Source organism: Peterkaempfera podocarpi, assembly GCF_042466665.1.
In the GTDB taxonomy this organism is placed as follows: Bacteria; Actinomycetota; Actinomycetes; order Streptomycetales; family Streptomycetaceae; genus Peterkaempfera; species Peterkaempfera podocarpi.
Window position 1 is genome coordinate 7,786,006 of sequence record NZ_CP162102.1, and the last position, 23,474, is coordinate 7,809,479.

Genomic DNA, 23,474 nt, shown 5'->3' on the forward strand with positions numbered 1-23,474 from the left:
CCCTGAGGCGAGAAATGAGAGGGAGTCGCATGGTGACGGAGAGCGCGACCGAGGTCGTCGTCGCGGGCGCCGGCCCCACCGGGCTGATGCTGGCGTATGAACTGGCTCTGGCCGGGGTCGAGACCCTGGTGCTGGAGAAACTGCCCCAGCGCATCGAGCAGGTGAAGGGCGGCGGGATCCAGCCCCGTACCGCTGAGCTGCTGGAGTCGCGCGGGCTGCTGGAGCCCTTGCTGCGGCTGGCCGTGCCGGGCGAGCCGGTGGGCGGACACTTCGCGGCCCTGCCCGTCCCCCTGGACTGCACCCCCTGGCGGACCAGGCACCCCTTCCCGATCGCGATCCCCCAGTGGGCGATCGAGGACGTGCTGGAGGAGCGGGCGGTCGCCGCCGGGGCGCAGGTGCTGCGCGGCACCGCCGTCTCAGGCGTCGAGTCGGACGACGACGCTGTGGTCGTGACGGCGGACGGTCTGCAGGTACGGGCGCGCTACCTGGTGGCCTGCGACGGCGGCCACAGTACGGTGCGAAAACTGCTCGGGCTGCCGTTTCCCGGCAGGCCCGGCACCCACCAGGCGGTGTTGGCGGACGTCCGGCTGTCCGCCGTCTCGTCGCTGGTGCCCCAGCGGATCGAGCACATGAGCAGCCTGACCCGTCAGGCGGGCGGCTACTGGGCCATGCTCGCCCCGCTCGGCGGCGACCGGTACCGCTTCACCTTCGGGCGCGCGGGCCGGGCGGACACCGAGCGCGACTCCCCGGTCACCCATGAGGAGGTCGCCGCAGCGCTCGAGGCCGTGTACGGCCAGGAGACCACCCTCGACACGGTGGACAACGCCTCCCGGTTCACCGACGCCACCCGGCAACTGGAGCACTACCGCGCGGGCCGGGTCCTCTTCGGCGGCGACGCCGCACACATCCACCCGCCGCTGGGCGGCCAGGGCCTCAACCTCGGTATGCAGGACGCGTTCAACCTCGGCTGGAAACTGGCCGCAGTCGTCCAGGACCGGGCACCGGGCGGCCTTCTGGACAGCTACCATGCCGAACGGCATCCGGTCGGAGCCCAGGTGCTGCACCACACCTCGGCGCAGCGCGCCCTGGCGGACCCGAGGCCGAGCGAGGACGTGGCCGCGCTGCGCGACATCTTCATCGACCTGCTGCGGCTGCCCGACGCCAACCGCCACCTCGCGGGACTGATGTCCGGCCTCTCGCTGCGCTACCAGCTGCCCGGCGGCCATCCGCTCACCGGGCAGCGCATCCCGGACGCCGAGCTGGTCACCGAAGCCGGTTCCACCCGGCTGTCCGAGCTGTTCCGCTCAGGGCACGCCGTCCTGCTCGATCTGGCCGGGGCCGTCCCGGCCGACCTCCGGCTCCCGCCGCGGGTCGACCTCGTCCGCGCCGCCTGCACCGGCGATCTCGGCGCTGCCACCCTGCTCATCCGCCCCGACGGCTATGTCTGCTGGGCTGCGGACAGCTCCGCCGACCTCGTCGACCCCCTGCTCGCCGCAGTCGCCGGAAGCCTTGCCAAGATGCCCTGAGCAGGCGTCCCGGCACGGCTGATCCCCTCGCCCGTCGGCAGCCGCACAGGGATCAGCCGGCCGGTCCGGTGGACTCGCGGACCATGAGACGACAGGGGACCCGGTGGACGCCCGGCCGGGGGTGGCCGTCGATGGCCTCCATCAGGCGGAGGGCGGCGGTGCGGCCGAGTTCGGTGAGGTCCATGTCGACCGTGGTGAGCGGAGGGCGGCTGGCCAGGGCCATGACGTCCCAGTTGTCATAGCCCACGACGGCGATGTCCTGCGGCACCCGGACCCCCGACTCGCGCAGGGCGTCGGCGACACCGCGGGCGATCTGGTCGTTGCCGCAGAAGAAGGCGTCGCAGTCGGGGGAGGAGCGCAGTACCAGCTGGGCGGCCTGCCGGCCCCACGCCTCGCTCCAGTCGCCGTGCAGGGAACGGCCGGTGGCGAGGGTGAGGCCGGACTCGGCGAGTACGGACTCGGTGTGGGCGGCCCGCTCCCGGGCGGCGGCGTGGTGGGCGGGGCCTGCCACATGGGCGATCCGGGAGCGGCCGCTGTGCAGCAGGTGCTCGATGGCGAGCCGTACGCCGTGCTCCTCGTCGGAGACCACCGAGATGTCGCCGGGTGCGGAGGACGGGCCGAAGGCGTACACCACGGGAATCGGCAGTGATGCGGGGAGCGGGGGCCTCGGGTCGATGCGGCGGCCGGTGACGATGATGCCGTCGATTCGGCGGGCCAGCAGGGTGCGCAGATAGTGCCGCTCGCGGATGGCGTCGCCGCGGGTGTCGCAGAGCAGTACCGAGATCTGGCCGGCGCCGAGCGCGTCCTCCGCGCCGAGCAGTACGGGGATGCTGAAGCGGCCGATGCTGTCGGTGGTGACCAGGCCGACCGTCCAGCTGCGTCCGGCCAGCAGGCCCTGGGCGAGTGGGTTGGGGTGGAAGTCGAGCTGTTCCGCTGCGTCGCGGACGCGCTGCCGGGTCTCCGGGCGCAGCCGCCCGCGGCCGTTGAGGGCCTTGGAGGCGGTGCCCGGGGTCACGCCGGCCAGCAGGGCCACGTCGCTGAGGGTGGCTCGCCCTGCCGGACGGCTGTCTGCCGAGGACATGGGAAATCCCTTTCTCGCAGGCCTTCCGAGCTTCCCTCATAGCATCAGGGCGCCCAGCGCGGCTCTGTCAAGGGGCCAACGGCCATTCGGTGACAGAGCCTTGACGGTGTGTGACGCTCATCCTACATTCGCATGGGCAATGCTTTTCCTGATTTCCCGCACCACCGAGCGACCGAGCGACACCGGCACCTCCACCCAGCCATCGCCTCGCCAGGGGAGCCTCATGTCCGCACGCCCGAGCCCGACCACCGCCCAGCCCTCGGGGCCGCTACGCTTCGGCCCCCGCAGCACGGCCGCACTGCGGCCCGCCGCCGAGGCCCGGCTGACCGGCGGCTTCTGGGCGCAGCGGCGCCGGGTCAACGCCGAGGTGGGCATCCCCCAGGGGCCCGCGCTGCTGGAGGCGGCCGGGAACCTGCACAATCTGCGGCTCGCCGCCGGTGCGGCCGACGCCCCGTACCGCGGTGACCTGCCGTTCATGGACTCCGATGTGTACAAGTGGCTGGAGGCCGCCGCCTGGCAGCTCGGTGAGTCCCGGACACCCGGCGGCGCCGGGCTCGCCGAGGAGACCGCCCGCATCATCGGCCTGGTGGGCGCCGCCCAGCAGCCCGACGGCTATCTCAGCAGCTGGTTCCAGGTCGCCCGCCCCGGTGAGCGGTTCACCGACCTGCGCTGGGGCCACGAACTGTACTGCGCCGGACATCTCATCCAGGCCGGCGTCGCCGACCACCGCGCCACCGGACGGCCCGAACTGCTCGCCGTCGCACGGCGGTTCGCCGACCACATCGACGACACCTTCGGCCCCGGCAGGCAGATTGACGGCTGCTGCGGCCACCCCGAGATCGAGACCGCCCTGGTCGAGCTGCACCGCGAGACCGGCGAGCAGCGCTATCTCGACCTGGCCCGGTACTTCGTCGACCGCCGCGGCCACGGCCTGCTCGCCGACCCGGACCCGGGATCCCGCCCGGCGGGCGCGCCCGACGGCCCGCCCACCGGACCCGGATACTGCCAGGACCGGGTGCCGATCCGGCAGGCGAGAAACGTCGAAGGCCACGCCGTACGGCAGCTGTACCTCCTCGCGGGCGCGACCGACGTGGCCATCGAGACCGGTGAGCCGGAGCTGACGGCCGCGGTGGAACGGCTGTGGACCGCGATGGCCGCCACCAAGACCCACCTCACCGGCGGTCTGGGCGCGCACCACGACAAGGAGGACTTCGGCGACGCGTACGAACTGCCCACCGAGCGCGCCTACTGCGAGACCTGCGCCGCCGTGGCCTCGGTGCACTGGAGCTGGCGGATGGCCCTGCTCACCGGCCATGCCCGCTACTCCGACCTGGTCGAGCGGACCCTGTACAACGCGGTACTCCCCGGCGTGTCCCTCGACGGCACCGGCTGGCTGTATGTCAACCCGCTCCAGGTGCGCGACGGATACCAGGACCACGGCGGCGACCAGACCTCGCGGCGCACCGCATGGTTCCGCTGCGCCTGCTGCCCGCCCAATGTGATGCGGCTGCTGGCCTCGCTGCCGCACTACGTCGCCTCCGGCGACGACCAGGGCCTGCAACTGCACCAGTACGCCTCCGGGACCTGGACCGCGGGCGGCACCGACCCGGTCGCGGTGAGCGTGGAGACGCAGTACCCGTGGCAGGGCCGGATCGCGGTCACGGTCGAGCGCAGCCGGCCGGGGGAGTGGACGCTGTCGCTGCGGCTGCCGCAGTGGTGCGAGCAGTACGGCCTCTACGTCGGCGACCGGCCCGTGACGGCGCCGGCCGAGGACGGCTGGCTGCGGCTGCGCCGGGCCTGGGAGCCGGGCGAGACGGTCGTCCTCGACCTGGCCCTGGAACCCCGGCTGACCCGCGCCGATCCCCGGGTGGACGCGGTCCGCGGCTGCGTGGCGATCGAACGGGGGCCGCTGGTGTACTGCGTCGAGCAGGTCGACCACCCGGGCGGCGGCCTGGACGACGTGCTGCTCGACCCCAAGTCCCCGCCGGCCGTGAAGCACTGCCCGGACCTGCTGGGCGGGGTCGTGGTGGTGGTTGCCTCCGGCACCCGGCTGGGCCTCGGCTCCGCTGGGCCCCAGGGCGGCTGGTGGCCGTACCGCAGCACCGCCGACGGCAGCGGCGCTGCGCCCGGCGGCGGGACGCCGCTGGAGCTGACCGCCGTCCCCTACTACGCCTGGGCCAACCGGGAGCCCGGCAGCATGCGCGTCTGGCTGCCCACCACCGACTGACCCGGGGCCGCCCGGCCCGGGCCCCCGCCGGGGCGGACGGCGCGCGACCGGGCCGATGCCCGGAGAGCCGCAACTCCTCACCCCCGAGAGAGGAATCCGCTCATGTCCGCCTTAGGTATGCCCGAGTGGCGCCGGCCGGAACAGGTGCGCCCGCGATGAGGCGCCGGCCGGCCCGACGCGGCGCAGCGGGACTGCGCCGCCGGATCGCCACCGCGCTGGCCGCCGTCCTGGCGGCGGCCCTGGTGCCCGTCCTGGGCGCCGCCCCGGCCCAGGCCGCCTCCTCCTTCACCACCACCGCGGTGAACCAGGGCAGCGGCAACTGCCTGGACGACCCGTACAGCTCCACCAGCACCGGTGTGCAGCTCATCCAGTACTCCTGCAACAGCGGCAGCAACCAGAACTGGACCTTCACCCCGGTCTCCGGCAGCACGGCGAACTACACCGTCACCAGCTTCGCCGGGCTGTGCGTGGACATCTCCGGCGCGTCCACCGCGGACAACGCCAAGGTCGACCAGAACACCTGCAACAGCCAGACCAACCAGCAGTTCACCCTCCAGCCGGTCACGGTGAGCGGGTACAGCAACACCTTCAACCTCAAGGCCGTGAACTCGGGCAAGTGCATCGTGCCCACCGGTGACACCACGGCCAACAACACCGTGCTGGTGCAGCTGCCGTGCACCACGGCGACCACCCGGGTGTGGCGGCTTCCCGCGTACACCTCCGGCAGCGGCAACACGGTCACGGTGACCAACCCGGGAAGCCGGACCTCGACCGTGGGCGCCGCGGTGTCGCTGCAGCTCAGCGGTACCGACTCGGCCTCCGGGCAGACGCTGACATGGTCCGCGACCGGTCTGCCGGCCGGGCTGTCGATCAGCTCGTCCGGCCTGGTCTCCGGCACGCCGACCACCGCCGGCAGCTCGACGGTCACCGCGACCGCGACCGACACCACCCACGCCTCCGGCTCGGCCACCTTCGGCTGGACCGTCAACTCCGCCTCCGGCGGCGGCTCCTACCAGGGCATGCCCTCGGTCGCGCCCAACGCCTGCAACAACTCCAGCCTGCCCAACGCCTACGGGACCAACTTCCCGTCCCCGTCCGACCCGAACGGGCAGGGCTTCTCCAATGAGTCGGCGCTCGGCTGGGACGGCAACTACTGGCCGGTCAACACCTTCCTCTCCGGTTCGTACTTCGCCCGCGGCGTGCCCACCACGTACAACTCCGGCGGCACCACCATCTGCGGCGCCATGTACACCTTCAGCATCTACCACACCGGCGGCAACCGGCCCGCCCAGTCGGTGCAGTGGACCGAGGACAGCGGCTACCTCCCCGCGCTGACCACCTCGTTCACCACCGGCACCACCGCAGTGTCGATCAAGAACTTCGCCGACAAGGCGACCATCGCCGGCAGTCCCGTGATGCTGGTCTACACCCGGGTGTCGGTCACCAACCACGGCAGCTCCGCCATCACCCTCGACCCCGGCGGCAGTGGCGCCAACCTGGTCCGGCTGACCAGCAGTTCACTCAACACGGTGCAGGCCGGCGCCACCAGCAACCACGACTACGTCGCAGCCGTGGACAACTTCGGCTCCGGCCAGGCCCTGCCCAGCGCCGGCACGCTGACCAGCAGCGCGCCCGGCCTGGACAGTGCGTACAGCGCCATGGCCGCGTACTGGAACGGCCGGATCGCCGAGACCCCGACCCTCACGCTGCCCAACCTCACGCTGCCCAGCACCGGCAGCCTGGCCAACCCCGGCACGGCGCTCACAGGCGCCTACAAGGCCGGCACCGTCTACAACCTGATCATGCAGGTGGGCCAGGCGCAGTTCTCCGCCGCGGACAACTACGCCTGGATCCTCAACCACGACGTGCCCGGCGAGCTGATGGCCCGGTTCGAGACCGGTGACTTCCACGACGCGCAGAACCTGCTGCTCACCGCGCGCATCTCGGAGGCCACCACCTTCAATGAGCACGGCGCCAACTGGTACTACGACGGCGACTGGAAGACACCCGCGGCCTGGGCGCTGTACCTGGCCGGGACCGGCGACACCGCCTTCGTCGGCCAGTACTTCCACGACGACTCGGGCGGCTCCAGCCAGTGGGGCCCGAGCCTGTACACCATCATGCACACCATCTACCAGGGCCAGCTCTCCTCCGACGGAGTGCTCAAGTCGAGCTTCGACAACGACTCCTCGGGCCGCTGGCTGTTCGACGACTACTCGGCGCTGCAGGGCCTGGCGGCGTACAAGTACATCGCCACCCGGCTGGGCAACACCGCGGAGGCGCAGTACGCCGACACGCAGTACACCTCGCTGCTGAGCCACCTCAACACCCTGCTCGGCACCAACGAGTCCAGCCACGGCTTCAGCTACCTGCCGTGCACCGTGGACCAGGCGAACTCGGCCAACCGCTGCAACACCTACAACGACGCCAACTGGGCCTCGCCGGCCTGGGTGGGCCAGAACCAGTGGTCCACCATGCTCCAGGGCGGCACCCTGAACGGCATCGCCGGCGACCCGGCGCAGGGCGACGCACTGTACGCATGGGGCCTCGCCCGGCTGTCGAGCAACGGCCTGCCGTACCCGACGTTCGGCGCCTTCAACGGCTACTCGACGGCGTACAACACGGCGTACGCCTCCAACGGGCTGTACGGGACCGCCTACCGCGACCTGCCGATCACCAGCTACGCCTGGCAGATCGCGACCACCACCGGCGGGCCCAACGCCTGGTGGGAGGCGAACGGCAGCGGGCCCTCGACGAGCAACCCGTGGATCGGCAACCACGCCGGACCGCAGTTCGGCGCCTGCCCCTACGCCTGGCCGATCTCGGCCCAGCAGCAGGGACTGCTGGAGTCGCTGGTGGCCGAGGGCTTTGCCTCGACCGGCAGCGGGCCGTACACCTTCACCCGGCCGCTGTACATCGGCCGCGGCATCCCCAACACCTGGATCGCCGCCGGGCAGACCATCTCGGTCGGCAACATCACCAACACCTACGACACGGGCAGCGGCTCGCGCTCGACCTACGGCGTCTCGCTGGCGGTCACCAAGCCGGGCAGCGGACGGGTGGTCACGGTCAGCCTCTCCGGGACCCTGCCCGGCGGCACGGTCGCCATCCAGCTGCCGATCTTCAACTCCGTCGCGGTCAGCTCGGTCTCCGGCGGCAGCTACGACTCCACCACCCACACCGTGACGGCGAACTCCGGCGCCACCACGGTCACCATCACGCTCGCCAGCTGAGCACCTCCGCCGGGCCGACGGCACCGGAACCGCCGGCCCGGCACCGCCCCCCTCCGTCACCTGCCCCCTCCAGCCGAGGAGTCCTCATGATCCGCATCCGGCCCCAGGCCCCACGAAGAGCACTGGCCGTCGCCGTCGCCGCACTCGCCCTGGCCGTGACAGCCGCCTGCTCCAGCTCCGGCGGCGGCACGGACACGGCCGGCGCCTCGCCCGGCAGCACCCAGGGCGTCCAGGTCACCATGTGGACCCGGGCCGGGACCCAGTCCCAGACCCAGGCGCTGGTCGCCGCGTACAACGCGAGCCACCGCAACCACATCGCGCTGACCACCTACCCCAACGAGCAGTACCCCGCCAAGATCGCCAGCGCGGCGGGCGCCCATGCGCTGCCCGACCTCTTCACCTCCGATGTGGTCTTCGCGCCCAACTACGTCTCCCAGGGCCTGTGGTCCGACATCACCGACCGCTTCGATGCGCTGTCCTTCAAGGACGCCGTCGCGCCGTCCCACATCAAGGCCGGTACCAAGGACGGCCGGATCTACGCCGTGCCGCACGCCCTCGACCTGTCCGTGATGTTCTACAACAGGACGCTCTACAAGCAGGCCCACCTCGACCCGGCCAAACCACCGACCACCCTCCAGGAGTTCGCCGACCAGGCGCGCGCCGTCGGCAAGCTGGGCGGCAAGGTCAAGGGCACCTACTTCGGCGGCAACTGCGGCGGCTGCGTGGAGTTCACCTTCTGGCCGTCGATCTGGGCCGACGGCGGCCAGGTGATGGACGACGCCGGGACCAGGAGCAGCATCGCCTCGCCACAGACGGCGGCGGTGTTCAAGATCTACCACGACCTCTTCGCCGACGGCTCCGCAGACCCCGCCTCCAAGCAGGAGAACGGCACCACCTGGCTCGGCGCCCTGCAGTCCGGCAATGTCGGCATCGCCCCCGGCCCCTCCTCCTGGCTCAGCCTGATCCGGGACAAGGGCATCGACATCGGCGTCGCCCCCATCCCCGGCGTCAACGGCGGCAGCTCCACCTTCGTCGGCGGCGACGTCGCAGGCATCTCGGCCACCAGCAAGCACGCCGACGCCGCCTGGGACTTCCTCTCCTGGAGCCTGGGCGACCAGGCGCAGGTCGAGGTCGTCGCCAAGCAGGGCCAGATCATCGCCCGCACCGACCTGGCGCAGAACAAGTACGCGGTCAAGGACCCGGCCGTGGTCACCATCAACCAGGTCATGGGCAAGGGCCAGACCCCCTACGCGCTCAACTTCAACGCCACCTACAACGACCCGCAGAGCCCCTGGACCACCACCCTGCGCGGAGCCCTCTTCGGCGCGGACCCGGCCAAGGCACTCCAGGACGGGCAGGCCGCGATCACCTCCTCGCTGGGCCAGCAGTAGGCAGAGCACTCCCGTGGCGCCGGCTCCCCGGGCCCCGGTCGTCCCGACCGCCGAGGTGCCGGCGCCACACCCGTACCCACGCCGCCCGCAGCACCGAACCGGGAGCAGCCATGCAGACCCTCGCGACCCGCAGCGCCGCCCGACCAGCCACGGCGCCACCGCCGCCCGGGTACAGCCGCTCCCGGGCGCGGCGCCGACTGCGGCAGCTCACCGGGCTCGGCTACGCCGCGCCCACCGCGGCGGTGGTCGGGCTCTTCTTCCTGGTGCCGCTCGGCCTGGTCGCCTGGATGTCACTGCACCACTGGCCCCTCCTCGGCCCGGCCACCTTCAACGCCCCGCAGAACTACAGCCGGATCGCCGACAACACCCTCATCGGCCAAGCCGCATGGTTCACCGTCAAGTACACCGTCGTCACCACCGTGCTGCTCTTCGCCGTCTCCTTCGGACTCGCCCTGGCCGTACAGCACTCCCGGCCCGGTGCCGGCCTGCTGCGCACCGCCTTCCTGCTGCCGACGGCGGTCGGCTTCGCCACCGCCTCGCTGCTCTTCCTCGGCCTGCTCAGCAACGCCATCGGCCCGGTCAACCCGCTGCTGCACACCCTCGGCCTGATCAGCCGCCCCATCGACTGGATCACCGGCAGCCCCACCACCGCGCTCTCCTCGACCGTCACCCTGGTGATCTGGCGGTTCGCCGGCTTCAACATGCTCATCCTGCTCACCGGACTGCAGGCCATCCCCACCGAGCTCTACGAGGCCGCACGGATCGACGGCGCCAACCGCAGGCAGATCCTGCGACGGATCACCGTCCCCCTGATGCGGCCGACCATCGCGCTGGTCCTCATCATGATGATCACCGGCTCGGTGCTGGCCTTCGACCAGTTCTACATCCTGACCAAGGGCGGCCCGGACAACAGCACCGCCTCCGTGGTGCTGGTGATCGTCCGCGAGGCGTTCGTCCGCTTCGACCTCGGCTCCGCCGCTGCGCTGTCCGTCGTCGTCCTCGCGGTCCTGGTACTGCTCAACGTCGTCCAACTCAGCCTGCTGCGCCGCCGCGACGACCGCTGATCCACCCCTGGCAGAGATCCTATGGAAGGGCACCGACAACCATGACCCCGTCGCGGAGCAGGACCGCAGGCCGACTCGGCTACTACGGCACCACCGGCGCGCTCGCCGTGCTCTTCCTCTTCCCGCTGCTGTGGAGCGCCTGGGCCTCCGTGCGCACCCCGCACGGCTTCGGGCTCCAGAACTTCCGCAACATGGTCCACTACGGCGACGGCATCGGCACCTACCTGGCCAACACCGCCGCCGTCACCGCGATGACCGTCACCGGCACCCTGGTCGTGTCGCTGCTCGGCGGGTACGCCTTCGGACGGTTCCGCTTCCCCGGCAAGAACGTGCTGTTCCTGGCCACGCTGGCGATCCTGATGGTGCCCTACCCGACCATCCTGATCCCGCTGTACGTACTGCTCGGCCGGCTCGGGCTGCAGAACTCCCTGGTCGGGCTCTCCCTGGTGCTGGTGATGTTCCAGCTGCCGTTCGCCGTCTTCATGATGCGCAACTCCTTCGAGGCCGTGCCCCAGGAGATCGTGGACTCGGCCGCCGTCGACGGCTGCGGCAGCCTGGCCGCCCTGCTGCGGGTGCTGGTCCACATGGTCCGCCCCGCGGTGGCCACGGTCGGCCTGTTCGCCTTCCTGGCCTCGTGGAACGAGTTCTTCGCCGCACTCATCCTGCTCAACTCCTCGGACCGCTTCACCCTGCCGCTGGCCGTGGTGGACATGGAGGGCCGCACCTTCGGCTCGATCGACTACCCGACCCTGCAGGCCGGGGTCGTCTTCATGGCCGTGCCCTGCCTGGTGCTCTTTCTGCTGCTGCAGCGCAGCTACGTCCGCGGTTTCATGTCCGGCGCGCTGCGCAGCTGACGCGGCACTCGCCGGCCGTGGGCCGCCACCGCCGTACGACGACCGCGGGGCATCAGGAGGCCGACGGCAGATGCCCGGCCGGCGCAGGCAGGACCGGATGTGAGGCTGCGGCAGACCCTGGAGGCAACGGCACTGCGGTCGGAGCACGGGCGACGCGGACGAGGCTACGGAAAGTCGGGGAAACAGCGAGCCCTGGCCGCACTGCAGATCCTGCGTTGCCCGGGTGCTGCACCGGCGTTGAACCACTCCAGGAAGGTCACGTCCCGGTCCGGGTCCAGGGTGGCCCGAGCCTGGTAGAGGGTGCGGTGCTCTTCCCCGGTGAAGCGGAAGGGGCCCGGATCGCCGACGACGAAGGCGAGGTTCAAGGAAGGCCCGGACTTACTCGCGGGGTAGTCGAGCACCCCGTACATCGCTGCCGTCGGCTCGCGCAGGTCCTGGGTGACGCGATAAGTGCCGCACTCGAACTGCGACTGCCCGAGGTTGTCGTGGCCCAGGCAGAAGTCGTCCCCGGCGAGCCAGCCCACCTCACCGCCGCCCTTCGGCCCGCGATGGATGACCACCACGGTGTTGAGATCCGGATGGGGGCGCCCGTCGGGAAGGTTCGCCGTAGTGAGCCACTTGATGAGGGCGCCGTCCTTCGGCCCGAGCTTCGCCGCTCCCACGGGACGCGTTCTCGCGGCCGGCGTCGGCGCTGCCGAAGCCGACGGTGCCGAGGACGTCGGTGCCGAGGTCGACGGGGGAATGGGAGCAGTCGGGTGCCGCGTACCCGAAGCCCTGCCGTGTGACCCGCTCGTGCACCCGGCAAGGGCCAGGAAGAGCACGCCGTACACCATGAACCTTCTGCCGAGCCCGGCCACTACCGAACCACCCCCCTGGTCGGCACTCCTAGCCGGGAGTATGCCACGCCTGAGGCAGCCGGAAGCTGCTCTCTCTGCAGCGGGCGGCCCGCTCCGCAGGCGTGCGTCTCCCCGGCGCCGTGGCCCTTGAGGCGTCCCTCCGACCGTCGATGGCTCCGCTCCCGTCACGCTGGTGTCACGGCCGGCTCGACAGCATGGGTCTGTCCTGTTCGGGGCGTATGGATCAAGACCCCGCGGCAGTCGCGGATCGAGCACGGCCGCAGGTGCATGTGCACCGTGATCCACGCCTCGACATCAGCTGTCTCCTGGAGTAGGTCATGCGCAGACGCTCAGCGAGTTGGTCGCCGGCCGACGCCGGTGCCGGTGCCCCTGGCACTCCCATCCGGCGGGCTCTCGGGCCCCGCTCTTCCCTGACGTGGGTTGCGACGGCCGTGTTCGCCCTGGTCACGACCGTTCCCGCAGCAGCTGCCGGGGATCCCTCCGGCCACCCGGACACCGCCGGGACGGCCACCGCCGGAGTCACGGCCACGACATCCGACGGCAGTACGGTGGACTCGCCGGCCGCCGTCGCCAAGGTGCTCCACTACTGGACGCCCGAGCGGATGAGGAACGCCATTCCGGCGGACGTCGTCGACCGGAACCCGGGCACCGCCCGGAGCGTCGGCCACCCCACCGGGCCCCCGGGAGAGATCCCGCCCGGCCTGGCCAGGACCAGCCAGACGTCGACGCAGCTCGCCGAGAGCCCCGCGGTGGGCAGGGTGTTCTTCCACAATCCCACCGACAACAAGGACTACGGATGTTCGGCCAGCGCCCTCAACAGCGTCTCCAAGCAGCTGGTGCTGACCGCGGGGCACTGTGTCAACACGGGTGGTAATGGTTCCGTCGCGGGAGCGTGGATGGAGAACTGGATCTATGTGCCCGCCTATCGCTCCCACAGTGAGCCCTACGGCGAGTTCGTGGCCTTCCATCTGCACACCTTCAACGCCTGGATCAACAGCAAGGACCACACCAGGGACGTCGGCATGGTGGCCACCATGCGGAACAACGGCCGGCAGCTCGCCAATGTCACCGGCAGCATGGGGATGAGATGGAACATCGCCGCCGAAGAGGCAGTGACCGTCCTCGGTTACCCCACGAACATCGACAACGGCGAGATACAGGACTGGTGCACGGGTAACACATCGGTCGTCCAGGGACAGCCCGGCGTGATCAAGATCGGCTGCAACTTCGGTCCGGGCGCAAGCGGTGGGCCGTGGCTGGTGGCGTACAACGAGGCCTTGCACATCGGGGACGCAAACGGTGTCAGCAGCACGGTCAACAGCAGCGGAGTGAACAAGAGCCCCTACTTCGACACCTTCGTCAAGTCCATGTACGACATCGTCGGCACCATGCAGTAAAAGGACCAGACCTGCCCCGTAGGCCGACAACTCCCGCCCGGCGTCGGGCGGGCCGTCACCCGGCCCGCCCGGCTGTCACCGACGGGGAGCGTCTGCCGACCAGGTCCGCTGCGCTCAGGGACGGCCCGTCCAGACGAAGTGCGCGGCTTCGTCGCCGTAGCCGATCAGGAATCCCGAGTCCGCCGGGACCGCACAGGTACCGGGGCCGGGCAGGGGCACACGCCATACCGTCCGCCCGGTGGTCAGGTTCCAGACGATGGCGTTGTGGTCGTGGCCTGCGGTGACGGCAGCGGGGGTGCCGTCGGGGAGGGTGAGCGCGGTGACGACATTGAGGCTGCTGGTGTGGCCGGTGAGGGTGTGCAGATGCTGTCCGGTGGTCAGGTCCCACACCATGGCGTTGTGGTCGTGGCCCGCGGTGACGGCGGCGGGGGTGCCGTCGGGGAGGGCAAGGGTGGTGAGGGCGTTCACGCCGCCGGTGTGGCCGCTGAGGGTGTGCAGGTGCTGTCCGGTGGTCAGGTCCCACACCATGGCTGTCCTGTCATGGCCTGCGGTGACGGCGGCGGGGGTGCCGTCGGGCAGAGCGGCGGTGGCGACCGCGCGGATCCCGTCGGTGTGGCCCACGAGAGTGTGCAGACGCTGCCCGGAGGTCAGGTCCCACACCATGGCCTTCCGGTCATGACCGGCGGTCACGGCGACAGGGGTGCCGTCGGGGAGGGTGAGCGCGGAGACAGTGAGGACCCAGTCGCGGTGACCTTCGAGGATGTGTCGAGGCCGGCCGGTGGTGAGGTTCCAGACGACGGCTGTGTCGTCCCGGCCTGCGGTGACGGCGGCGGGGGTGCCGTCGGGGGGGTGAGGGTGGTGAGGGCGCCCAGTGCGCTGGTGTGGCCGGTGAGGGTGTGCAGGCGGTGCCCGGTGGTCAGGTCCCACACCATGGCCTTTCGGTCGTGGCCTGCGGTGACGGCGGCGGGGGTGCCGTCGGGGAGGGTGACCGCGGTGACGGCGCTCACGCCGCCGGTGTGGCCGCTGAGGGTGTGCAGCCGTCGGCCGGTGGCCAGATCCCACACGATCGCGATGCCGTCGTTTCCGGCGGTCACCGCAGCACGGGTGCGGTCGGGGAGGGCGAGGGTGGACACCGCACGGATGTGGTCCCGGTGCCCGGTGACGGTGAGCGTACGTCGGCCGGTGGTCAGGTCCCAGACGATCGCGGTCCGGTCCTGGCCTGCGGTGACGGCGGCGGGGGTGCCGTCGGGGAGGGTGACCGCGGTGACGGCGTTCACACCGCCGGTATGGCCGGTGAGGGTGTGCAGGCGCCGGCCGGAGCGCAGATCCCACACCATGGCTGTCCGGTCGTGGCTGGTGGTGACGGCGGCGGGGGTGCCGTCGGGGAGGGTGAGCGCGGTGACCGCGCGGATCCACCCGCTGTGGCCGGTGAGGGTGTGCAGCCGTCGGCCGGTGGTCAGGTTCCACACCATGGCCTTCCGGTCATGGCTGGCGGTCACCGCGACAGGGGTGCCGTCCCGGAGGGTATGGGCGGCGACCGCGTGCACCTCGCCGATATGGCCGGCGAGGGTGTGCAGCCGTCGGCCGGTCGCCAGGTCCCACACCATGGAATTGTGTTCGTGGCCGCTGGCGCGGGCGGGGTAGCCAGTGGTGCGGAGGGGGATGGGGATACCGCTGATGATGGCGGCGGGGGTGCCGTCGGGGAGGGTGAGCGTGGTCACCGCGTGGACCTCGCTGTGGCCGGTGAGGGTGTGCAGTTGCCGGCCGGTGGTCAGGTCCCAGACGATCGCGCTGCGGTCCTGGCCGCCCGTCACGGCCAGGGGAGTGCGGCCGGGGAGGGCGTGAACGGCGACCGCGCGTACGTCGCCGGTGTGGCCGGTGAGGGTGTGCAGCCGTCGGCCGGTGGTCAGGTCCCAGACGATCGCGCTGCGGTCCTGGCCGCCCGTCACGGCCAGGGGAGTGCCACCGGGCGGAGTGACCGCGGCGACCGTGAGAATCCCGCCGGTGTGGCCGGTGAGGGTGCGCAGTTGTCGGCCGGTGGTCAGGTCCCAGACGATCGCGGTGCGGTCCTGGCCGCCCGTCACGGCCACCGAAGTGCCTCCGGGGAGGGTGAGTACGGCGACCGCGCGTACGTCGCCGGTGTGGCCGGTGAGGGTGTGCAGCCGTCGGCCGGTGGTCAGGTCCCAGACGATCGCGTTGCGGTCCTGGCCCGCCGTCACGGCCAGGGGAGTGCCACCGGGCGGAGTGACCGCCGCGACCGCCCGAACCCAGTCGGTGTGGCCGGTGAGGGTGTGCAGTCGGGCTGGGTGTGCTGTGCGGTTGGTCGCCCACCGGGGGGTGGCGAGCGACGGCCTGCCGTCGAGGGGGAGGGCGGCGAGGGAGCGGGCGAGGGCGGGCTGATGCCACGCCGCGGCGTCCAGGGCGAGAAGATCACGGCGGACGGCGACCCGATGGCGCTCGGGGTGGGCAGCGGTGCTGGTCCGGTAGATGTGGGCGTTCAGGACCGCCTGCTCGCCGGTGGCCAGCCGCAGGTGCGGCACCAGCTGGTCGGGGTCGGCGTGCAGCAGGAATCGGGCATCGCCCAGGAGCCGGTCGAAGACCTGCGAACTCCCCGTGGCGGCGGCGTGGTCGGCGGCGTGCCGGGTGAGATAGGGACGGGCGCGAGCCCAGTCGGGGGTGCCGTCGGCCGACGGGGGGATGCTGTTGATCAGGGCGTGGTGGATGGTGGCGGGGTCGGTGGTGCCGAGGGTGTGGTCGGTCAGGGCCTGGTGGAAGTAGCGGTAGAGGAGCCGCTGGTCGATGTCGGGCGTGGTGCGCAGATAGAACGCCGCCTTGGTGAGGGCCCGCCGGGTGTCCTCGAGCCGCGGGGGCAGATTGCGCTGTGCGAAGTGCGGTGCATGGGCGAGTGCCGCGGCATGGATCAGGTCGAGCGGCATGCCCTGACCGCGGGCCTGGCCGAGGACGGCGAGAACGGGTCCGATCCACGGTTCGGCGCGGGTGAGTGAGTCTCTGTGCAGGTCGTAGACCTGGGTGATGTCACAGGGCGGGTCGTCGGCGATCCGCTTGGTGCCGCTCAGCAGGTGGTCGGCGTAGAGGGCGGCGACCAGGAAGGCGCCGCCGTCCGTGTACTGGGCGAGACGCTCGGCGATGTGCCGGACCACGTTCTGCGGGCGGCGGTTGTCCAGGAGCTGGTCGAGGTAGTCGTGGAGGTCGTCCGCGAGGATGCTGCGGTCGGCCTCGGTGCGGGGGTCCAGGTCGAGAAGGGCCTCCGGGTGTGCGGCGAGGTGCTGGAACAGCACCGGCAGGGTGTCCCACCACGGGCGGGTGCCGAGCAGGACGCGGCAGCCGGGCACCGGATCACCGCCGCCGACACCGGTCAGCGGCAGGATGAGGTCATGGAGAACGGCGGCGGGGTCGGCGGCCTCGTCCAGGGCGTCCAGGACCACCAGGACCTCCTCGGCATCCCCCAGCCGCCGGACCAGTTCGCTCACGCCGCTCCCTGACCGGCCCGCCCCGGCGGCCTGGGCGGCGCGGTGCCCGGGGGCGGTCGCGGTCGCGGGCACGTCGTGGAGCTGGCTGAGGAGGGAGTCGGTGATCTGCTGGACGGTGAGCTGCCGGGCGTGGACGGCGACGACCCGGCCGCGCGGCGCGGGCCGGAAGGTGCGGACCGCCGTGCGCACCCGCTGGCGCAGGACGTCGAGACCGGGATGGGTGAGGCAGACGGTGACGCCCAGCAGGGCCGACTTGCCGCTGCCGGGGCCGCCGGTGACGACCATGAGCCGCCCCTGCGTACCGTCGGCGTCCTTGATCCACTTCTGAATGCGGGAGAGCTGCGACCTGCGTCCGGAGAACTGGCAGACATCCGCGTTCGGGTTCCCGGCAGCACGGGTGGCGAAGTGCAGCGGGTCCAGGCCCGGGTCGCAGCTGAGCGCGAACTCCCGCAGCCTGCGGTCCATACCGGACAGAGCCCGGATCCGCGGATCGTTGGTGTAGGCGGGGTTGCGCAGGAACGGCTGCGGCTCCAGAACAGCCTGGGTGTGGGGGGTGCGTACCAGGGACTGGCCCGGCCGGCCGGCCGCGCGGTCGGCGCGTGCCAGCTCCCCGTCGATCGCCTCCGCCAGGGTGCCGACAGGTACGAACTCCAGGGCGGGCGAGACATCCAGCACCCCGTCGGCGAGTGTCCTGAGGACAGCGGCGGTTGCGGTGCTGAACCGTGCCCTGTAGGTGGCTCGGTCGGCGGAGCAGGCCCCGATCACCCAGGCGTTGCGGGAGGCGTCCTGGGCACGCCGGGCCAGCAGCAGCTCCTGGAGCTGCTGATGCATCACGGCCTGGCCCGCACCGCACACGTCCAGCAGGAACAGCACCGGCCGATCGCTGTTCTCCGCCTCCTCCAGCAGGTCCGCGAATCTCACACAGCTCGCGGCGAGGCGGTTGTCGGCCGGGTCGCCGCCGTGCGTCGCCAGATAAAGGGCTCCCGTACGTGTGGACCGGGCGCCGTGCCCGGCGAAGTGGACGATCAACGGTTCGTCGTCGGGGGACTGCTCGCACAGCCCCCGCCACGCCGCCAGCAGGCCGCCGCGGTCCGGCTCCAGCAACGGCGCGCCGGTGGCGACATCGACCTTGTCCAGTGCGTAGACGACCTCCCAGACGGCTTCGTGGACAGTGGGCAGCGGAGCGAAGACGGCACGGCCCTCGGCCTGCTCGTCCTCGCTCGGGAACTGCTCGGGGAAGTCGCCGATCCCCGCCACGAGCGCCCGTACCATGGTGTGCGGCTCCTCTCACCGTACGCAGCCCCGGGCTTGGGCCGCCCGTCCTGCCCGCGGCCCCGCTCCGGGAGGCCCGTCAGGAGATATACGGGGCCAGGGCGGCCGCGGTCAGCCCGTTCGAGAGATATCCCCCCAGGCCGTGGAAGCCGAGGCCGACGTCCGTGGTCTCGTCCTGGTCGACGGGGAAGGCCTTCGACAGTCCCGGTGGGACCGCCACCAGATCCCCGACGTCGGCGACGTTCACCCATCGTGCGACCCCGGCCGGCCGGGCTCCCCGGCCGGACCGCAGCCCCGGGTCCAGGCGGCGTACCACGGTGGGCACCCGCAGCGGGGAGCCGAGCGTCACCAGCAGCTCGACCTCCAGCCCCGGGAAGGCATGCAATGTCTCATAGGCGACAACCGAGCCCAGTGAGTGCGCCACCAGCACACTCGGCCGGCCGGCCCGGATCGCCTCGGCGACCCGCTCACGCACCGCACGCCGCCGGCCGGGCCAGGACGTGTACGCCTCCACCTCCCGCAACTGGCCTACCAGCAGGCGCTCCAGGCGCTGCACCGTCTGCTCGTGGATCCGCCCGGCCGCTCGTCCGCTGCGTTCCTCGACGAGCCACCCCAGCATCTGCCGCACGGGTTTCAGCCCGACGTTCTGCGTGTCGGGGAGTTCCGGTCCACCTGCCGCCACCAGCCACTCGTACACCTCGGCCAGTTCCTGGTCCGTCAAGGACTCCAGCCGGTCGCCCCCGACCGCGGACTGCCGCTCGGGTGCCTCGTCGCGCAGCAGGTCCGCGTAGTAGGCCATCGCCACCTCCGGCACCGGCACATCCAGACCTGCCGCCGCCAGCCCGGCTGCAAGCTTCGGGCGGCACTGTTCCGCCTTGCGCACCGCCGCCTCGGCAGGCGGCACCCCGGGCAGATGGTTGAAGATTCCGTGGACCAGGACGACCGACGACACTCCGCACCCCCTGAAGGGCCTGGACTCCCATCCTGGCCACTGCCAACGCTGTACCCATCCGGGGCGAGCCGTCACACCAATTCCCCCGTGCACCAAGGGCGACGGACAGCGACACAGCCGAGCGGCCGACTCCGGGCGAACTGCCTGCTGCGCCACGACACTTCGGGGAGTGCATCGGTCCAACCGCAGTGTTCCGGCTGTGCCGCGGGCGGGGCTGCGGGCGGTCAGCAGGCGTCGTAGCGCCAGGATCCGTTCTCGCGAAGCCAGGGCTGCTCCAACTGGTCGAGCCTCGGCAGGCCGTAGGTGTAGCTCACACGGGCGTCGTCACCGGCGAGCTGGAGCACGGTCAGGGTCTTGATGGGCCGCCGGCCGTAGTCCTTGGCGGCGCTCTTGGCGAGCCCGGCCCAGACGGACTTGCCGATGGTCCTGCGGCATCGTTCGGACAGCATGGCGTAACCGGCGTCCGGGTCGGGTTTGAGGTAGGCCGTGGAGAAGGCCCGGACGGCCTCCTCCAGCTCGGCCCTGGACGGGTCCGGCGCCGGGCTGCCGGGTGCCGCCTTGGTGGCGGGTGGCTGGGGGGCCGGGTTGTGGGGGGAGCTGGTGCAGGCGGTGAGCGCGAGGGCGGCGGTTGCGAGGGTGAGGACGATGGTATGTGTGCGCACCGGGCCATCGTGCCGCGTGCAAGGCCCGGGCGTTCGGCTTGTGACTGTCCCGTGACCGGGGAATGCCCCGGGCGATTTCTGCGGGCCCGGTCACAGCCGTTCGTTGACGGCTGTGACCGGCAGGGCCGCTCTGCGGGGGAACCGCCTTCCGGGACGGCCGGTTCACGGTCTGGACGTCCTCCGGTCGTCACTGATGCCATCCGCACCCCGACAAACCCATGTGACCGCTGTCGGAGGGTGATGCAAGACTCGGCCCATGAAGCCAAACGATCCCAAGGACGATCTGCACCGCTACCTCAAGGCGGCCCGCGAAGCGGTCATGTGGAAGCTGGAGGGACTGTCCGAGTACGACGTCCGCCGCCCGCTGACGCCGACCGGTACCAACCTCCTCGGCCTGGTCAAGCACCTGGCCAGTGTCGAGCTCGGGTACTTCGGCCCGACCTTCGACCGCCCGCACGGTGAATCCCTCTCCCTGGCACGAGGAGGACTCCGAGCCCAACGCGGACATGTGGGCACCCGCCGACGAGTCGCGGGAGGAGATCACCGGCCTCTACCGCCGCGCCTGGGCGCACGCGGACGCAACGATCGAGGCGCTGCCGCTGGATGCGATGGGCCATGTCGCATGGTGGGGCGACGACGGCCAGGTGACGCTTCAGCGGATCATGCTGCATATGACGGCCGAGACCAACCGGCACGCCGGCCATGCCGACATCGTGCGTGAGCTGGTCGACGGCAAGGTCGGCATGCGGGAGGCCAACAGCAACATGGACGGCGGAGACGAGGCCTGGTACCAGGAGTACTGGAACCGGCTGGAGACATCCGCCAAGGAGGCCCAGACCGCCGCGAGCTGAGTGACAGTCATCGAATTGCCGCCGGCTGGTCGTGCCGCCGCACCGGTCCGGCTATGAGCCGCGCAGCCAGATCCGCAGCGGGCCCAGGGGCTCGAAGCCATGACGGACGGCGGCGGCCAGGTCGTCGCCCTGCGCGTAGCCGACCGCAGGCAGAGCGGGGAACAGCCGGTCCACCGCGTCCAGGACGACCGGCCAGGCCAGGTCAGGACCGCCGTCCAGCGCAAAGACATTGGAGATCCCGACCACCTGGTCGCTGCGGCTTGCGACCGCTCCGGCGACCACCCGGCCGTCGGCAGACCGCGCGGCAAGGACGAAGGTGTCCGGGTCGGCGAGCAGTTCGGGCCGGAAGACGTCCGCATGTCCGTCCCCGTCGTCCCAGGCGAGCGCCCAGGCGCGCAGTGTGTCGGAGTCGCGCGCCACGTCCCAGGTGAGGCCCGGCGCCACGGTGGGCGCACCCGCCGGCCGGTGGATCCACTGCGCCTCGAACAGCACCCGGAAGCCGGCCCCCGTCAGATCGAGGTCGGCAAAACTGTCCTTGACGGTGGCGCCGGGAGCAGTGGTGTCGACCCGGTCCACCAGTGCGTCCCGGTCCGCGTCCGGCAGTAGCGTCACCGCGTCGGGGTAGTAGAGCGGCGTACGAGCCGGAGCTGCCCAGGCCTGCGCTCCGAAGTCGCTTGCCACACCGTGCGAGCGGCTCATCGCTGCGCACCACTCGGCGTTGTTCCGGGCGGCGGCCCGGACCAGGAGCTGTTGGGGTGTCGTCATGAGTAGGCATCATGACGCCTCAGGTCCGGACCGGCGAGCGAGCGCGGAGCGTGACCGGGGTCCGTACGCCGATCCGGCGTCGGGGCAGGTGAGGGACCCGACGTCAGAACGGAGGCACCCCGCACCGGGTTCCCGGGGGCCGCCGGCCCCCGGGAACCCGGTCCCCGCTCAGACGGCCTCCGCGGTGGAGGCACCAGAGGCCGGCCCGAAGGACGGCGCCGGAACCTCGGAGGGGCTCAGCAGGGTGCTCTGCCGGCCGTCGGTGCCGACCGGGACGTCGCCGTCGATGGTCACCCGGCGAAGCTTGCGGTCGTGGTCGTCGGAGTCGTCCACGCCGTAGTGCTGGGTGGCGCGGTTGTCCCAGATGGCGACGTCCCCGATCTGCCACTGCCAGCGCACGGTGTTCTCCGGGCGCTCGATGTGCCGCTGGAACAGCTCGATCAGCAGCCGGGAGTCCTGCCCGCTGACACCGGCCACCCGCTGGACGAAGTTGCCCAGCAGCAGCGTGCGCTCGCCGCTCTCGGGGTGGACCCGCACCACCGGGTGCTCGGTGAGGAACGTGGTCGAGGTGAACACCTTGCGGTACTGCTCCAGCGCCTCGCTGGTCGCGTCGGGGCGCACCGCCACATAGTCGTAGGCGTTGGAGTGGACGGCCCGCAGGCTGTCCGCAAGGGTCCGGAGCGGCTCCGACAGCTCCGCGTACGCGGCGGCGGTGTTGGCCCACAGTGTGTTGCCGCCGTAGGGCGGCAGGACGGCCGCGCGCAGGATGGAGAAGGCCGGGTAGGCGGGGACGAAGGTGACGTCGGTGTGCCACTGGTTGGCGCGGGCGCCGTGGTCGGAGTCGATGGCCAGCGAGTAGCGGCCGTCGGCGGACGGCACGGTGGGGTGGGCGATCGGTGTGCCCAGCAGCCTGCCGAACGCCTCGTGCTGGTCCTCGTCGAGGTGGTCCTGGTTGCGGAAGAAGACCACCTTGTGCGCGATGACGGCGGCGCGGATCGCGGCGACGGTCTCCGCGTCCAGGTCGCCGCCGAGGCGGACGCCGGAGATCACGGCGCCGATGCGGCCGTTGACCCTGCTGACGGTGATGCCGGACTCAGCGGCGGTGTTCCGGGTGGCGGTGTTCCGGGTGGCGGTGGTCCCGGGGGCGGTGGTCTCAGAGGCGGTGGTCTCAGTGGCGATGGTCATGGTGCGGTTCCTCTCGGGAAGTGTGGTGACACGGCACGGCAGGGATAGTTCGGCTCGCAGCGGAACCAATCCCGACGTGCGTAGGCAGGGGAGCGGCTGTGCATAGGAAAGGACCCGCCGTCGTGGGCCCGGAATCGGGAAAGGAGCCCGGCCGTGCACGCGGATGTGCGGCCGGACAGGTGCGGTGCCGTTGCCGGGAGCGGGCGTTGCGCAGTGGATGCCGACGGGCCCCGGAGGCGGCGGTCAGTGGGATGCGGGCGCCGACCGTGCGGGGAGGTCGCGGATACGGGCGGGGCCCGCAGCGGTCAGGCAGTCGGCGCGGTGCAGGGACGACACGCGGCCGACGAGAGGCGGCCCAGGTCGATGTGGAGCCGCGCGATCAGAGCACTCGTCGCTGGCATGCCCCGGATGCTGCCAGCGTCTCGGAGCGGGCGTCAACTCCTCCACCGGAGCGTGTCAGCGGCCCTGGATTCGTTGTGCGAAGGCCGTACGGAACCTTTGGGGTGGCCTGCTCCGCCCACCATCAAAGGCCGACTGACCTGCGCTTTCATCCATATGTCGGCGGCTGGGGCGGGTGGGTGGGGGAGGGGGTGCACGGTCGGCGGCGCGGGCCGCTGACCGTCCGGTCATTTCATGAAGCCGCAACAGACGGAGCGTCATGTCGGC

General features: G+C 71.5%; 15 protein-coding genes and 1 pseudogene. 8 read left to right on the forward strand and 8 right to left on the reverse strand.

What is annotated here, in order from left to right; translation table 11 throughout:
- Window positions 1–29 precede the first annotated feature (29 nt).
- Complete coding sequence (locus tag AB0761_RS34020) at window positions 30–1,526, forward strand: FAD-dependent oxidoreductase (protein ID WP_377273102.1); 1,497 nt, start codon at window positions 30–32, stop codon at window positions 1,524–1,526.
- A 52-nt stretch (window positions 1,527–1,578) separates the two neighbouring features.
- Here AB0761_RS34020 and AB0761_RS34025 read toward each other — a convergent pair whose 3' ends face one another.
- Entirely contained in the window at window positions 1,579–2,607 is a 1,029-nt protein-coding gene (locus AB0761_RS34025) for a LacI family DNA-binding transcriptional regulator (RefSeq protein ID WP_377273103.1), read from the reverse strand.
- A gap of 223 nt (window positions 2,608–2,830) precedes the next feature.
- On the opposite strand from AB0761_RS34025, the gene AB0761_RS34030 reads away from it, so the two are divergent.
- The 5 genes from AB0761_RS34030 (at window position 2,831) to AB0761_RS34050 (ending at window position 11,376) form a co-directional block, all read left to right on the forward strand.
- Complete coding sequence (locus AB0761_RS34030) at window positions 2,831–4,834, forward strand: glycoside hydrolase family 127 protein (protein WP_377273104.1); 2,004 nt, start codon at window positions 2,831–2,833, stop codon at window positions 4,832–4,834.
- A gap of 155 nt (window positions 4,835–4,989) precedes the next feature.
- Window positions 4,990–8,067 (forward strand): RICIN domain-containing protein, encoded by a 3,078-nt coding sequence (locus AB0761_RS34035; RefSeq protein WP_377273105.1) that lies wholly within the window; start codon window positions 4,990–4,992, stop codon window positions 8,065–8,067.
- An 86-nt stretch (window positions 8,068–8,153) separates the two neighbouring features.
- Window positions 8,154–9,458, forward strand: a complete 1,305-nt coding sequence (locus tag AB0761_RS34040) for an ABC transporter substrate-binding protein (RefSeq protein ID WP_377273107.1) — start codon at window positions 8,154–8,156, stop codon at window positions 9,456–9,458.
- Window positions 9,459–9,568: 110 nt separating this feature from the next.
- Entirely contained in the window at window positions 9,569–10,522 is a 954-nt protein-coding gene (locus AB0761_RS34045) for a carbohydrate ABC transporter permease (RefSeq protein ID WP_377273108.1), read from the forward strand.
- A 41-nt stretch (window positions 10,523–10,563) separates the two neighbouring features.
- The gene (locus tag AB0761_RS34050) at window positions 10,564–11,376 is read left to right on the forward strand and encodes a carbohydrate ABC transporter permease (RefSeq protein ID WP_377273109.1); all 813 of its coding nucleotides are present in this window, start codon (window positions 10,564–10,566) and stop codon (window positions 11,374–11,376) included.
- 164 nt (window positions 11,377–11,540) lie between these two features.
- Here the strand turns inward: AB0761_RS34050 and AB0761_RS34055 are convergent, their stop codons facing one another.
- Window positions 11,541–12,038 (reverse strand): hypothetical protein, encoded by a 498-nt coding sequence (locus AB0761_RS34055; RefSeq protein ID WP_377273110.1) that lies wholly within the window; start codon window positions 12,036–12,038, stop codon window positions 11,541–11,543.
- Window positions 12,039–12,664: 626 nt separating this feature from the next.
- Between AB0761_RS34055 and AB0761_RS34060 the strand changes: the two genes are divergently transcribed.
- Window positions 12,665–13,630, forward strand: coding sequence for a trypsin-like serine peptidase (locus tag AB0761_RS34060; protein ID WP_377273111.1), 966 nt, complete (start codon window positions 12,665–12,667; stop codon window positions 13,628–13,630).
- Between the two features lie 114 nt (window positions 13,631–13,744).
- Here the strand turns inward: AB0761_RS34060 and AB0761_RS34065 are convergent, their stop codons facing one another.
- The 4 genes from AB0761_RS34065 to AB0761_RS34080 all read right to left on the reverse strand — a co-directional run bounded on the left by AB0761_RS34065 (window position 13,745) and on the right by AB0761_RS34080 (window position 20,007).
- On the reverse strand, window positions 13,745–14,392 hold the full coding sequence (locus AB0761_RS34065; protein ID WP_377274471.1) for a hypothetical protein: 648 nt from the start codon (window positions 14,390–14,392) through the stop codon (window positions 13,745–13,747).
- Entirely contained in the window at window positions 14,317–18,393 is a 4,077-nt protein-coding gene (locus tag AB0761_RS34070; RefSeq protein WP_377273112.1) for an AAA family ATPase, read from the reverse strand. The genes AB0761_RS34065 and AB0761_RS34070 overlap by 76 nt, the downstream gene beginning before the upstream one ends.
- A gap of 79 nt (window positions 18,394–18,472) precedes the next feature.
- Window positions 18,473–19,345, reverse strand: coding sequence for a hypothetical protein (locus AB0761_RS34075; protein WP_377273113.1), 873 nt, complete (start codon window positions 19,343–19,345; stop codon window positions 18,473–18,475).
- Window positions 19,346–19,569: 224 nt separating this feature from the next.
- Window positions 19,570–20,007, reverse strand: coding sequence for a hypothetical protein (locus tag AB0761_RS34080; RefSeq protein WP_377273114.1), 438 nt, complete (start codon window positions 20,005–20,007; stop codon window positions 19,570–19,572).
- Window positions 20,008–20,263: 256 nt separating this feature from the next.
- Between AB0761_RS34080 and AB0761_RS34085 the strand changes: the two are divergent.
- Window positions 20,264–20,858: pseudogene (locus AB0761_RS34085) on the forward strand (DinB family protein).
- Window positions 20,859–20,909: 51 nt separating this feature from the next.
- Here the strand turns inward: AB0761_RS34085 and AB0761_RS34090 are convergent.
- Window positions 20,910–21,623, reverse strand: a complete 714-nt coding sequence (locus AB0761_RS34090; protein WP_377273115.1) for a hypothetical protein — start codon at window positions 21,621–21,623, stop codon at window positions 20,910–20,912.
- 168 nt (window positions 21,624–21,791) lie between these two features.
- The gene (locus tag AB0761_RS34095) at window positions 21,792–22,808 is read right to left on the reverse strand and encodes a TauD/TfdA dioxygenase family protein (protein ID WP_377273116.1); all 1,017 of its coding nucleotides are present in this window, start codon (window positions 22,806–22,808) and stop codon (window positions 21,792–21,794) included.
- Window positions 22,809–23,474 lie beyond the last annotated feature (666 nt).

Excerpts from the sequence above, each read along its gene's own strand:
- AB0761_RS34020 (WP_377273102.1), top strand. The coding sequence starts at position 30 with ATGGTGACGGAGAGCGCGACCGAGGTCGTCGTCGCGGGCGCCGGCCCC.
- AB0761_RS34025 (WP_377273103.1), bottom strand. The coding sequence starts at position 2,607 with ATGTCCTCGGCAGACAGCCGTCCGGCAGGGCGAGCCACCCTCAGCGAC.
- AB0761_RS34030 (WP_377273104.1), top strand. The coding sequence starts at position 2,831 with ATGTCCGCACGCCCGAGCCCGACCACCGCCCAGCCCTCGGGGCCGCTA.
- AB0761_RS34035 (WP_377273105.1), top strand. The coding sequence starts at position 4,990 with ATGAGGCGCCGGCCGGCCCGACGCGGCGCAGCGGGACTGCGCCGCCGG.
- AB0761_RS34040 (WP_377273107.1), top strand. The coding sequence starts at position 8,154 with ATGATCCGCATCCGGCCCCAGGCCCCACGAAGAGCACTGGCCGTCGCC.
- AB0761_RS34045 (WP_377273108.1), top strand. The coding sequence starts at position 9,569 with ATGCAGACCCTCGCGACCCGCAGCGCCGCCCGACCAGCCACGGCGCCA.
- AB0761_RS34050 (WP_377273109.1), top strand. The coding sequence starts at position 10,564 with ATGACCCCGTCGCGGAGCAGGACCGCAGGCCGACTCGGCTACTACGGC.
- AB0761_RS34070 (WP_377273112.1), bottom strand. The coding sequence starts at position 18,393 with ATGGTACGGGCGCTCGTGGCGGGGATCGGCGACTTCCCCGAGCAGTTC.
- AB0761_RS34090 (WP_377273115.1), bottom strand. The coding sequence starts at position 21,623 with ATGACGACACCCCAACAGCTCCTGGTCCGGGCCGCCGCCCGGAACAAC.
- AB0761_RS34095 (WP_377273116.1), bottom strand. The coding sequence starts at position 22,808 with ATGACCATCGCCACTGAGACCACCGCCTCTGAGACCACCGCCCCCGGG.